The following is a 12,885-nucleotide window of genomic DNA, read 5'->3' as shown; positions in this document are numbered from 1 at the left end:
CCCGCGTCCGCGGGCGCTGCGTAAACGGCGGATTTTCGCTCGCGGGATTTCCGGGGAAAATCGTAAAATCGCCGGCACGAAAGGAAAATTTTCGCCATGAAATCACGCAGCCGTTCTTTTAAGTTTCTCAATTCCGCCGCGCGCCCGCGACGCGCGTTCTCCGCGGGCGTTCCCGCGTTTCTGCTCGCCGCCGCCGCGCTCGGCGTCGCCGCCGTTCCCGCGCGCGCCGCGAACGTCGTGGTCTGCGACTCCGACGGCAATACGATCGAATCGGGGCAAACGGTCGCCGACGTTTTCGACTCGATCGAAAGCGGCCGCATCGTCAAGTTCGACGGCCCGACCGGCGGCATCACCTGGGGAGAGACGCTCGGATTTTTGACCACGAGCGACTCGACGCTCACGCTGGAGTCCGCGGACGCGACCGAGCGCACGGTCACGGGAACGGCGGACTTTTTCCTCTCCGTCGGCTCGCTGACGCTGAATCTGAAGACGCTCGTCTTCGACGGGAACCGCGGCGTCGAGGACTACGCCCACCAGTTCGCCGAGAGCAATCACGCCGCGGTCACGATAGTCGGCGACGCCGCGACGATTCAGAACATGGAAAACGAAACGGCGTCCGGCGGCGCGATTTACGCCAAGACCGACGCCGCCGTCTCGGGAACGACCTTCAAGAGCAACGAGACCGGCAAGTCCGGCGGCGCGATCGCCGCGGACGGGAACGTCTCCGTCTCGGGCGAGACGAATTTTTCGGAGAACATCGCGTGGGTTCTCGGCGGCGCGGTTTACGCGGGCGGAAACGTCTCCGTCTCGGGAACGGCGACCTTTGTCGACAACGTTTCGGTGACGGCAGGCGGCGCGATTTACGCGGGCGGGAACGTGGAGTTCTCGGGCGACGGCTCCACGGCGACGTTCTCGGGCAACCGCTGGATGGCGGCCGGACGCAAGAACGACGTCTGCGCGGGCGGGAACGTCGTCGTCAAAGACGCGGGAACGTACTCGTTCGGCGGCGGCGTCGTCGCGGCGGGCGGACTCTCGATTTCCGACGGTGCGGACGTCACGTTCGGTGCGGGTTCGTACACGAAGATCGCGAACGCGCTTACGCTCTCCGGCGCGACGCTGACGATCGCGGGCGGGAACACGACGACCTTCACCGTCGGCGGCATCACGCTCGATTCGGGCACGACGAATTCCCTCGTCTTTGAAATCGGCGACGGCCAGCTCGACGCGGGCGGCACGACGCTCCTCCTCGCGGGCGACGCTTCCGCGCTGGCGGGAACGAACGTGATGACGGTCAATTACACGGGCGCGCTCTCCGCCCCCAACATCGAGCTGGCGCTGAGCGCGGACGAGAACGGCGTCTCGATCACGGAAACGGCGCGCGCGTTCACGCTCTCGCGCGGGAGCGGCGTCGTCGGCTACGCGGACGCGCTCGCGCCCTTCTCGAAGTCGGGCGCGTCCGTCTCCGTCGAGTCGGGCGACGTGATCACGGTTTACGGCGACGGCGAAAACGGCGAGACGCTCACGTTCACGACCGCGGCGGAACTCACGCTGAAATCCGATTCGGACGCCGTGCGCACGGTCACGGGCACGACGAATTTTTCCTATTCCGGCAGGTCGCTGACGCTGAATCTGACGAAGCTCGTCTTCGACGGCTCCGGTTCGTTCATGTTCGCGCAGTCCGGCGGAACGAAAACGGACGTGCTCCGGATCGTCGGCGGCGACGCGACGATCCGGAACATGAAATCGGCGATCGGCGGCGCGCTTTTCTCGAACGGAGGCGTTTCTGTCGAGGGCACGACGAGCTTCACCGGAAATTCGGCGACGTCTTACGGCGGCGCGATCGCCTCGGACCGCGGAAACGTCTCCGTCGCGGGAACGACGACCTTCGCGGACAACACGGCGGGCGATTTCGGCGGCGCGATCTTCTCTTATCGCGGGAACGTCTCCGTCTCGGGCAGTACGACCTTCGCGAACAACACGGCGGGAAGCGTCGGCGGCGCGATCTGCTCGGGCAACGGCGGCGTCTCCGTCTCGGGAACGACGAAATTCGAGAACAACTCGGCGACGGCCGCCGGCGGCGCAATCTACACGCTCGGGACGCTCGAATTTTCGGGCGCCGGGTCCGAGGCGACGTTTTCGGGCAATACCGCGGACGGCAGGGCGAACGACGTCCACGCGGACGACGTCGTCATCAGGGACGCGGGAACGTATGCGTTCGGCGGCGGCATCGTCGCGGAAGGCGGGCTTTCGATTTCCGGCGGCGCGGACGTGACGTTCGGCGCGGGATCGACCACGAACGTTTCGGGCGCGCTCACGCTCGCCGGCGCGACGCTGACGATCGCGGGCGGCAACACGACGGGCTTCACCGTCGGCGGCGGCATCGCGCTCGGCTCGGGCACGAATGTTCTCGTGTTCGAAATCAGCGACGCCGGGCAGATCGACGCCGACGGCGAGACGCAGCTGCTCCGGGGCGACGCTTCCGCGCTGGCGGGAACGGGCGTGATGAGGCTCGATTATACGGGAACGCTCTCCGCCGCCAATCGCGAAAGTTCGTTGAGAGCGGACACCGCGGGCGTGTTCCTCACCGAAACGGAATATCCCTTCACGCTCTCGCGCGGCGGAAACGTCGTCGGCTACGGGAACGCGCTCGACGCCTACACGAAGGCGGGCGCGGGCGTCTCAGTCGCTTCCGGCGACGTGATCACGGCCTATGCGGACGGCGGGAACGCCGGCACGTTGTCGTTCTCGGGCGACGCGACGCTCACGGTGCAGTCCGATTCGGACGCCGTGCGCACGGTCACGGGAACGACGCGGTTCTTCTCCGGTTCTTCCGGCACGCTGACGCTGAATCTGAAAGATCTCGTCTTCGACGGGAACGGCACGGTCAGCTTCGAAGACGCCGAGACGATCGAAATCGTCGCTTCCGACGTGACGATACGGAACATGGCGCAGACGAATCCCGGCGGCGCGATTTCCGCGCGCGGGGACGTCTCGTTTTCGGGCGAGGGCGCCTCGGCGACGTTTTCCGGAAACGTCGCGAACGGCACGCCGAACGATGTTTATGCGGGCGGCGACGTCGTCATCACGGGCTCGGGAACGTATTCGTTCGGCGGCGGCGTCGTCGCGGCGGGCGGGCTTACGATTTCCGACGGCGCGGACGTGACGTTCGGCGCGGGATCGGTCACGAACGTCGCCGGCGCGCTCACGCTTTCGAACGCGACGCTGACGATCGCCGGTGGGGAGGCGACGAGCTTCGCCGTCGGCTCCGTCGCGCTCGCCCCGAGAAGGACGAACTCCCTCGTTTTTGAAGTCGGCGACTACCGGCTCGGCGCAGGCGGCACGTTGCAGCTGCTTTCCGGCGACGCTTCCGCGCTGGCGGGAACGGACGTGATGACGCTGCGCTACACGGGAACCGCCGACGCCAACGTCGAACGCCTGCTGAGCGCGGATGCCGCCGGCGTCTGGCTCTCGGAAGGCGCGGCTTATTCCTTCACGCTCTCGCGCGAGGGCGCCGTCGTCGGCTACGGGAACACGCTCGAAGCCTACACGAATTCGGGCGCGTCCGTCTCCGTCGAGTCCGGCGACGTGATCACGGTTTATGCGGACGGCGGGAACGCTGGCACGATCGGGCTCTCGGGCGACGCGACGCTCACGCTGCAGTCCGATTCGGACGCCGTGCGCACGGTCACGGGCACGACGCAGTTCTTCTCCGGTTCTTCCGGCACGCTGACGCTGAAGCTGAAGAATCTCGTCTTCGACGGAGCCGACGTTTCCGGAAACCCGGTCTGCACGTTCGCGACAGCGAATGCCAATACTAAGCTCGCCGTCGAAGGCGAGAACGTGACGATTCTGAACATGATCGCGACCTACGGCGGCGCGCTTTACGCGAACACGGGAGGGGAGATCGGCGTCACGGGCTCGACGACTTTCACGCGCAACAAGGCGGACAGGGGCTACGGCGGAGCGATTTACGGAAACCAGGCGAACGTCGTGATCTCGGGCACGACGACCTTCTCGGAAAACAAGGCGGATGCCGGCGGCGGCGCGATATTCGTGAGACACGGGAACGTCACGATCTCGGGCACGACGAAATTTGAGAACAACGTGACGGGAATCGGCGGCGGCGGCGCGATTTTCGTGGACGGCGACGGTTGGACCGTCACCTTCTCGGGCGACGGCTCCGAGGCGACCTTCACGGGCAACGTCACAAACACCGAGGCGGTAATCGGCGACATCAACACGCCGAACGACGTTCAGGCGAGCGCGGTCGTCATCAGGGATGCGGGAACGTATTCGTTCGACGGCGGCATCGGCACGGGCTCGCTCACGATTTCCGACGGTGCGGACGTCACTTTCAAGGGCGGCGCGATCAATTCCGCCGACGACGCGAGGATTTCCGGCGCGGGAACGACGGTGAAGTTCGAGAACGCCGACGAGGGCGCGTCCAACAGGGTTTCCGCCTCGCTCGCGGTCTCCGACGGCGCGACGGTCGAGCTCTCCGGCTCGGGCGTGACGCTGAACGTCAAAAACTGGACGGACGACGCGACGAGCGCGCTGACGCTCCGCGCGGGAACGAAACTCGAACTGACGTCGGACGCCTCGGCGACGACGATCCGCTCCGCGCTGACGCTCGCCGGCGACCTCGTCGCGGGAACGCTCGACGATGAAGGCAATCTCGCGAACGGGGAAACGCTCGTGGTCGTTCGCGCGATCGCGGACGGCGCGGGAACGATTTCCGCGAAGAACGTTTCGCTGAACGGGCTTTCGGGGACGACCTCGGTCACGGCGACGGATACGCTGAAACTTTACGGCGAAACGACGACGACGGGGACGCTTTCGGCGCGGACGATTTCCGTGCTCGCGGGCGCGTCGCTGACGGCGGATTTTTCCAAGATTTCCGTGGAGGAAACGCTCGCCGTGAACGCGGAGGCGACGGCGACGCTGACGATCGACGCGGGCGGCGCGGTCGTGGACAAGCTGAAGGCGGACGGCGCGGTGACGCTTTCCGGCGGGAACGCGTTTTCGCTCGGGAATCTGCGCGGTGCGGGAACGGTCGAAAAGACGGGCGCGGGCGCGCTGACGCTCGGCGCGAGCGCGGATTTCGCGGGAACGCTGAAGATTTCCGCGGGCGCGGCGACGCTGAGCTCCGGCGCGACGTTCGGCACGGAGCGTTCGCGGCTCGAATTTCTTTCCGAAGGCAAGACGCTGACCGCTCACGACGGCGCGTCAATCGCGGGAACGCTGACGCTGGGCTCGGGAACGACGCTCGAGCTCGGCGGGCGCGACGCGAAGGCGACGGTTTCCGTGGGCGCGCTCGCGGCGGGCGGCTCCTCCGCGCTGCCGTTTTCCGTGCGCGCGCAGAGCGCGTCGGCGGGAACGGCGACGATCGTGCACGACGTGTATTCGGCGAACGAATACGACGTGCTGCGCGTCGGCGCGGGCGCGAACCTGAGCTTCGCGACGGCGCTGCTGCGCGCGGGTCCGGGGCTCAATGTGAGCGCGCTCGCGGACGCGCCGGACGGCGTGACGCTGACGCTCGTCGAGGGCGACGTCGCGCGCGGCTACGGCGCGCTTCAGTTGGCGGACGAGCTCGTTCTGGCGAATTTCGCGCTGAGCCCGGACGGCACGACGGCGTCGGTAGGCCTGGGCGCGAACGCGCTCGCGGCGGGCGTTTTCCCGCTCGAGACGACGGCGGACCAGCGCTCGGTCGCGCAGGCGGCGACGCGCGCGGGAACGGCTTCGGGCTACGGCGCGGCGCTGAACGCGCTGACGAATCCGCACGACACGCTCGCGGCGCTCGACGCGCTCGGCGCGGGGCACGCGGCGGCGATGATTCCGGCGCAGATCGACGGCGCGTGGAACCGCCTGCGCAGCGTGATGAACGCGGCGGGCACGGGCGCGCGTCTCGGCTCGGAAACGGAGCTCGCGGCGTGGGCGCAGTACGCGGGCAGCTGGACGGACGTGGATTCGTCGCGGGAACGCGCGTCGTGGACGCGTCGCATGCACGGCGCGCACGCGGGCGTGGAGCGCACGTTCGCGTCCGGATGGACGGCGGGCGCGGCGCTCGGCTTCGAGGATTCCGAGCAGAAGAGCGGCGGTGCGAAGATCGGCGACGACGCGCTTTCGGCGAGCTTCTACGCGCGGCGGACGCAGGACGCGTTCACGCAGACGGCGGCGCTTTCGTTCGCCCGTCACGATTACGAGACGCGGCGGACGGTCGCGTTCCCGGGCTACGCGGGGCGGACGCGCGGGGAAACGCTCGGCTTTACGGCGGCGCTGAGCTACGAGGCGTCGTACGCGTTCGCGGTCGCGGACTGGGCGAAGCTTTCGCCGGTGGCGAGCCTGAGCGCGGCGTGGAACAGGATCGAGGGCTGGACGGAAAGCGGCGCGGACGCGGCGCTGCGCTGCGGCGACCAGGACGCGCTCACGTGGCTCGCGGGCGTGGGCGGGCGCGCGGACTTCGAATTCGCGAATCCGTTCTCGGACGCGGCGAAGGCGCTCGCGGGCGCGTACGCGCTGTTCACGGCGGAGTTCGGCGAGCGCAGCTGCGGCGTGGACTCCGAGTTCGCGGACACGGGCGCGGGCTTCACGGCGCGCTACGACGATCCTTCGCGCTATGCGCTTCAGCTGGGCGTGACGGCGTCGCTCCCGCTGAGCGGGAACACGTCGCTCTTCGGCGGCGTCTCGACGGAACTGCGCGAAGACGAGACGAACCTGAACGCGAACGTCGGCGTGCGCTTCGCATGGTGAAGCGCGCGCGTTCGCGCGCTTTTGGAGAAGCGACATTCTTGTCGCTTTTCGGAATCCTTAAAAAGGAATTTTCCTTTGAAAAGACTCCAACAAGCGACTGGAAAGTCGCTTCCCCAAAAGGCCGCGGGAACGCCTTTTTTGCGCTTTTGAAACAAATTTCTCTAAGCTTTAAACTTTTAAACGTTTAAGCTTTTCTTCGAGGGCGCGGGCGCAGCGGACGGCGTTGAGGAGCGTGGCGCCGACGGCGATGCCGCCGCGGTAGTTGCCGCAGAAACGCAGGTTCGGGAACGCCTTTTCCGCCGCCTCGATTTCCTTGAGAAACGCGCCGTAGCCGACGTTGTATTGCGGAATCGCGGCGTCGTGCGCGCAGAGCTCGACGAACTCGGGATCGCCGCGCGCGCCGAGCAGGGCGGAAAGCTCTTCCCGCGCGAGCGCGAGTTGGGCGTCGGCGGGAAGCCGCGCGAGCTCCGGCTGGCGCGATCCGCCGACGTAGGTCGTCAGCGTGATGCGGCCTTCGGGCGCGCGGTTCGGGAACAGCGACGACGTCCACAGCGAGCCGAGAATTTTTCTCCGCTCGACTTCGGGAACGAGCGCGCCGAAGCCGTCGAGCGGGTGCGCGACGTCTCCGCGGCGGAAGCCGAGCGTGAGCGTCGTCACCGGCGGATAGACGAGCGTCTCGGCCGCGCGCGCGAGCGGCTCGGCGAGCGCGGGAACGCCGGCGAAGATTTTGCGCCATTCCCGCGGCGGCACGGCGGCGACGACGGCGTCGAAAAGGTCGTCCTGCTCGAAGAAATCGCAGACGGCGCCGCAGGTGAACCAGCGCGCGCGCCAGCGTCCGCCTTCGGGCGCGAGTTCGGTGAGCGTGGCGTTCACGCGCACGGCGCGGCCGAGATTCTTAGCGAGAATCTTCGGAAGCGTCTCCATGCCGCGCGGGAACGAAAGCGTGCGTTTTTTTTCGTAAAGGCCGGAGGCTTTTTTCGCCTTCGCGTTGGGAATCGTGCCGCGAATGAGCGAGCCGTATTTCTGGTCGAGATTCCAGACTTTCGGGAACGCGTGGCGCACGGCGAGCTTTTCCGGATCGCCCGCGAAAATGCCGGCGACGAGCGGGTTCAGCGCGTAGTCGTACATCTCGCGCCCGATGCGGCGGCGCACGAAATGGGCGACGGTCTCCTCGCCCTCGGCGTCGCCGCGCGGCACGAAAAGGTCGCCGAGCAGCCGGAGTTTTCCGTGCAGGGAAAACAGCGGCGTCGTCACGGCGGCGAGCGGCGAAGAGGGCACGGCGACCGGTCTGCCGCCGCGCACGATGAAGCGTTTTTTCGCGGCGGGCGCGACGTCGATCGCGGCGTCGAGCACGCCGGTCGCGCGCAGAAAATCGAAGAGCTCCTTTTCCTCGGCGATGAAGCTGTTGGGGCCGGCTTCCGCGAGAAAGCCGTCGCGCGCGATCGTGCGCACGTTCCCGCCGGCGCGCGGCGCGCGTTCGAGCAGCGTGATCTCCGCGCCGCGCAGCCGCAGCGCGTTCGCCGCCGCGAGCCCCGCGATGCCGCCGCCGAGCACGAGGATTTTTTTCGTTCCCGCCGCGTCCATCTTCACAGAAAAAGGTTGGCGACGTGCTCGACGATTTCCGCCGGCGAAGCGAGTTTTCCCTTGCCCGCGTAGCCGCAGGCGAGCGTTCCCGTCGCGGGCTCGACGATGAGATTGCCGCGGGAACGCAACACGTCGAGATTCCGCTGCGTCGCCGGGTGGTCGAGCATCTTGCCGTTCATCGCGGGAGCGACGACGACGGGCGCGCGCGTCGCGAGGTAGGCGCAGGTGACGACGTCGGGCGCGAGCCCCGCGGCGAAACAGGCGATGACGTGCGCCGTGGCGGGCGCGACGAGCAGGACGTCCGCCCAGTCCGCGACGGCGATGTGTTCGGGCTCCCAGTCGCCGCGGCCCAGCTTGTCCGCCCAGAGGTCGCAGAGGACGGGGCGTCGGGAAAGCGTCTTGAGCGTGAGCGGCGTGATGAACTCCGCGGCTTCGCGCGTCATCAGCACCTGAACTTCCGCGCCTTCCTTCACGAGCAGCGAAGCGATGTCCGCGGCTTTGTAGGCGGCGATGGAGCCGGTGACTGCGAGGGCGATCTTTTTGTTTTCGAGGAACATTTTTTGAAAGTCGAAGGGTTAAAAATCGATCAAAAGGACGAAGGCTCAGGGCGCGAGGCGCTCGATCTTCCAGGTTTCGGATTTTTCGTCGTCGCGCGTGTAGCAGAAACGGTCGTGGAGACGGTTCGGGCGCCCCTGCCAGAATTCGACGCGGTCGGGCACGACGCGGTAGCCGCCCCAGAAGTCGGGCAGCGGCACTTTGCCTTCGGAAAATTTGCGTTTCATTTCGTCGAGCTTCTTCAGCAGAATCGAGCGCGAGGAAATGACCGTGCTCTGGTGCGAAACCCAGGCGCCGAGCTGGCTGCCGAACGGACGGCTCAGAAAATACTTCAGCGATTCCGCGGAGGAGATTTTCTCGACGCGGCCTTCGATTTCGACCTGGCGTTCGAGCCCGATCCACGGGAAGAGCAGGGCGGCGCGCGCGTTTTCCGCGATCTGGCGCGCCTTGCGTCCGGTGTAGTTCGTGAAGAAGACGAAGCCGCGCTCGTCGTAGGCCTTGAGCAGGACGGTGCGCGCCGCCGGGCGGCCGTCCGCTCCCGCCGTGCAGAGCGTCATCGCGTTGGGTTCGATGAGCTTCGCCGCGCAGGCCTGGTCGAACCAGAGGCGGAACTGCGCGAACGGCGACGCCGCCAGGTCCGGCAGGTCGAGCCCCGAGCGCGTGTATTCTTCGCGAAAATCGAAAAGTTCCATGGCGCGGAATGATAGGCGTTCCCGCGCGACTTGCCAGCGTTTTTCGCGAAAATTTCCGTTGCGCGGCGTTCCCGCGGAAGGTTTAATTTCGAATTTTCATTTTCAGTTCCGAATCCAAACGAAAACGACATGAGACATTTTCTGAAAGAGACCGATCTGAGCGTCGAAGAAGCGGCGCAGGTTTTCGAACTCGCCGCCGCGCTCAAGGCCGGACGCGGGAACGCCGACGCGCCCAAGCCGCTCGCCGGACAGTCCTGGGGGCTGCTCTTCTTCAAAAAATCCACGCGCACGCGCGTCTCGTTTCAGGTCGGCGTGAGCGAGCTCGGCGGCAATCCCGTCATGCTCAACGCCGAGGACATGCAGCTCTCCCGCGGCGAAACGCCCGAAGACACGGCGAAGGTGCTCTCGCGCTACCTGCACGGCATCGTGATCCGCTGCCACGAGCACGCGCTGCTCGAGACGTTCGTGAAATGCGGCACGATGCCCGTCGTCAACGCGCTTTCGGATTTTCTCCACCCGTGCCAGTTCTACACGGACATGTTCACGCTCGCCGAACGCTGGAGCGGCGGCGACCCGAAGAAAATGGGCGAATGCCTGCGCGGGCGCAAAATCGTCTTCATCGGCGACACGGCGTGCAACATGGGCAACACGTTCGCGCTCGGCTGCGTGCACCTGGGCATGGAAGTCGTGCTCTGCGGTCCCGCCGGCTACGAGCCGCACGCGGATCTTTACAGGCAGTTCGAGGCCGACGGCCTGAAGCCGAACTTCACGTTCACGACCGATCCCGAAGCCGCCGCCAAGGGCGCGGACGTGCTCTACACCGACGTCTGGGTGAGCATGGGCATGGAGGACGAAAAGGAGCGCCGCCTGCGCGAGTTCCGTCCCTACCAGGTGAACGAGCGCCTCATGGAGCTCGCGAAGAAGGACGCGTATTTCATGCACTGCCTTCCCGCGCACATCGGCGAGGAAGTCTCCGAAGGCGTGCTGAAGGGGCCGCGCAGCATCATCTTCGACGAAGCGGAAAACCGCCTCCACACGCAGAAGGCGATTCTCGCCTTCCTCGCCCGCGAAAACGCGCGCTGAGGCGCGACGGCGTTTCTTTCAAAAGACGCGAAAAGCGCGTTCCTTTTTCGGGAACGCGCTTTTTTTTTTCGGCGGAGCCGCGGCGGCGCTCAGTTGTGCGCGAGCTTGTTGCCGGCGCGTTCTTCGGGGCGGAAGTCCGGACGGAGCGCGACGGAATCGTAGATTTCGTCGGACTTCGTCGGGTAGTCCAGCGTGCAGTGCAGGCCGCGCGATTCGTGGCGCTGCATCGCGCAGAGAATGACGATTTCGCCGATCTGCACGAGGTTGCGCAGTTCGAGCAGCTTCGCCTCGACCTTGAAATTCCAGTAGTATTCGTTGATTTCCGACTTGAGCATGCGCACGCGCGTGAGCGCGCGGTGGAGCCGCTTCGTCGTGCGCACGATGCCGACGTAGTCCCACATCGCGCGGCGGAGTTCGTCCCAGTTGTGCGAAAGGACGACGCGCTCGTCCGAGTCCTGCACGTTGCCGTCCTGCCACGCGGGAACGTTCGCCGCGGGAACGGGATTCTTCGCGAGGAAATCGGCGACGGCGGCCGCGCCGTTGTGCGCGAGCACGACGGCCTCGAGCAGCGAGTTGGACGCGAGGCGGTTCGCGCCGTGCAGTCCCGTGCACGCCGTTTCGCCGCAGGCGTAGAGCCCGCGCACGCTCGTCGCCGCGTTCATGTCCGTCTTCACGCCGCCGCAGAGATAGTGCGCCGCGGGAACGACGGGGATTTTTTCCTTCGCCATGTCGATGCCGTGCGCGAGGCAGGTGTTGTAGATGTGCGGAAAGCGTTCCCGCAGGTAGTCGGCGGGCTTGTGAGTGATGTCGAGCCAGACGTGCGGCGCGCCGGATTTCTTCATCTCGGCATCGATGGCGCGGGCGACGATGTCGCGCGGCGCGAGGTCTCCGCGCGCGTCGTAGTCCTTCATGAACGCGCGGCCCTTGATGTCGCGCAGAATCGCGCCTTCGCCGCGGACGCTTTCGGAAATGAGCTCGCGGGAACCGTCCGGCGCGTACATCGCGGTCGGGTGGAACTGCACGAACTCCATGTTGCGCACGAACGCGCCCGCGCGGTAAGCCATCGCGATGCCGTCGCCCGTGGCGATGTCCGGATTCGTCGTGTACTGATAGACCTGGCCGATGCCGCCGCTGGCGAGCACGACAGCGCCCGCGCGGAACGTGAGCACCTCGCCCGAAGCGACGTCGAGCACATAGGCGCCGAGCACGCGGTTTTCGGGATCGGCGGCGGCGATCTTCGAGCCCTTCAGGCGCGCCGTCGTGATGAGGTCGATCGCCATGTGATACTCGAAAAACGAAATGTTCGGATTCTTCGCGGCGACGGCGAGCAGCGCGTCCTCGATCGCCTTGCCCGTCAGGTCGTGCGCGTGCAGAATGCGGCGGTGCGAGTGCCCGCCCTCGCGGGTGAGGTCGTAGCCGCCGTCCTCGCCCTTGGAGAAATCGACGCCGATCGCGATGAGCTCGCGGATGCGCTCGGGCGCGGCTTCGACGATGGCGCGCGTGACGGCCTCGTCGCAGAGCCCGTCGCCGGCGACGAGCGTGTCGCGCACGTGGTTTTCGAAATCGTCCGCCTGGTCGAACACGCAGGCGATGCCGCCCTGGGCGTGATTGGTGTTCGATTCCGCCGAAGCCTTTTTCGTGACGATCGCCACGCGCAAGCCTTTGGCGGCGGTCTTGATCGCGAAACTCAGTCCCGCGATTCCGCTGCCGATGACGAGGAGGTCAAAATTCATGAAGAAAAATTCCAAAACTTTTCCCGCGAAAATGCAAGCCCGCAGCGAAGGGCTTTCCCGCGTGAGGTAACGGCGCGTTTTCCTTGAAGCGGCGGATGTCGCGCTTCGCGGGAATGCCGAATCAGTCGTCGAGCGAGGATGAGAGGCGCTTGAGTTTCGTTTTGGCGGATTCGCGGAGGCAGGTGCAGATCGAGGGCAGTGAATCGTCGGCGAGCGCGTAGAAAATCTTCGTTCCCGCCTTGCGCCATACGACAAGTCCCGTTTCGCGCAGTCGCACCAAATGGCGCGAAACGTTCGCCTGTTTCGCGCCGCACTGCTCGACAAGCTGCGCCACGTTCTGTTCGCCGCGGCAGCAGAGCAGGTTCAGAATCCGCAGCCGAATCGGATCGCCCATCGCCGCAAGCTTGTCCGAAAGCAGGAAGATCGCTTCATCGGACAGCGGACGGGTTTTTCGTGTCTTTTTCGCCATAAGTGAATTTAAGCACATT

The 12,885-nt window shown here is 66.1% G+C and carries 7 protein-coding genes; 2 read left to right on the top strand and 5 right to left on the bottom strand.

Annotation, left to right across the window (positions count from 1 at the left end):
* Positions 1-96 precede the first annotated feature (96 nt).
* Positions 97-6,750 (top strand): hypothetical protein, encoded by a 6,654-nt coding sequence (locus ACQREB_RS02295; RefSeq protein WP_427764820.1) that lies wholly within the window; start codon positions 97-99, stop codon positions 6,748-6,750.
* A 168-nt stretch (positions 6,751-6,918) separates the two neighbouring features.
* Here the strand turns inward: ACQREB_RS02295 and hemG are convergent, their stop codons facing one another.
* Genes hemG through pdxH form a run of 3 tightly spaced genes read right to left on the bottom strand, consistent with a single transcriptional unit; the run spans position 6,919 to position 9,581 of the window.
* Complete coding sequence (gene hemG / locus ACQREB_RS02290; protein ID WP_427765532.1) at positions 6,919-8,334, bottom strand: protoporphyrinogen oxidase; 1,416 nt, start codon at positions 8,332-8,334, stop codon at positions 6,919-6,921.
* Between the two features lie 2 nt (positions 8,335-8,336).
* Positions 8,337-8,891, bottom strand: coding sequence for a flavoprotein (locus tag ACQREB_RS02285; RefSeq protein WP_427764818.1), 555 nt, complete (start codon positions 8,889-8,891; stop codon positions 8,337-8,339).
* A 45-nt stretch (positions 8,892-8,936) separates the two neighbouring features.
* A complete protein-coding gene (gene pdxH / locus ACQREB_RS02280) occupies positions 8,937-9,581 on the bottom strand; it encodes a pyridoxamine 5'-phosphate oxidase (protein ID WP_427764816.1) in 645 nt (214 codons plus the stop codon).
* Positions 9,582-9,710: 129 nt separating this feature from the next.
* Here pdxH and argF point away from each other — a divergent pair, with 129 nt between their 5' ends.
* Positions 9,711-10,664 carry an ornithine carbamoyltransferase gene (gene argF, locus ACQREB_RS02275; RefSeq protein ID WP_427764814.1) on the top strand — a complete coding sequence of 318 codons (954 nt, stop codon included), beginning with the start codon at positions 9,711-9,713 and terminating at the stop codon, positions 10,662-10,664.
* An 89-nt stretch (positions 10,665-10,753) separates the two neighbouring features.
* Here argF and nadB read toward each other — a convergent pair whose 3' ends face one another.
* Positions 10,754-12,397 (bottom strand): L-aspartate oxidase, encoded by a 1,644-nt coding sequence (gene nadB / locus ACQREB_RS02270; protein ID WP_427764812.1) that lies wholly within the window; start codon positions 12,395-12,397, stop codon positions 10,754-10,756.
* A gap of 121 nt (positions 12,398-12,518) precedes the next feature.
* The gene (locus ACQREB_RS02265; protein ID WP_427764810.1) at positions 12,519-12,866 is read right to left on the bottom strand and encodes an ArsR/SmtB family transcription factor; all 348 of its coding nucleotides are present in this window, start codon (positions 12,864-12,866) and stop codon (positions 12,519-12,521) included.
* Positions 12,867-12,885: the final 19 nt, after the last annotated feature.

Origin of the sequence: Candidatus Spyradosoma sp. SGI.093, assembly GCF_050314555.1 — a bacterium.
Lineage (GTDB): Bacteria > Verrucomicrobiota > Verrucomicrobiia > Opitutales > UBA953 > Spyradosoma.
This window is presented reverse-complemented; position numbering and strand designations above follow the sequence as displayed.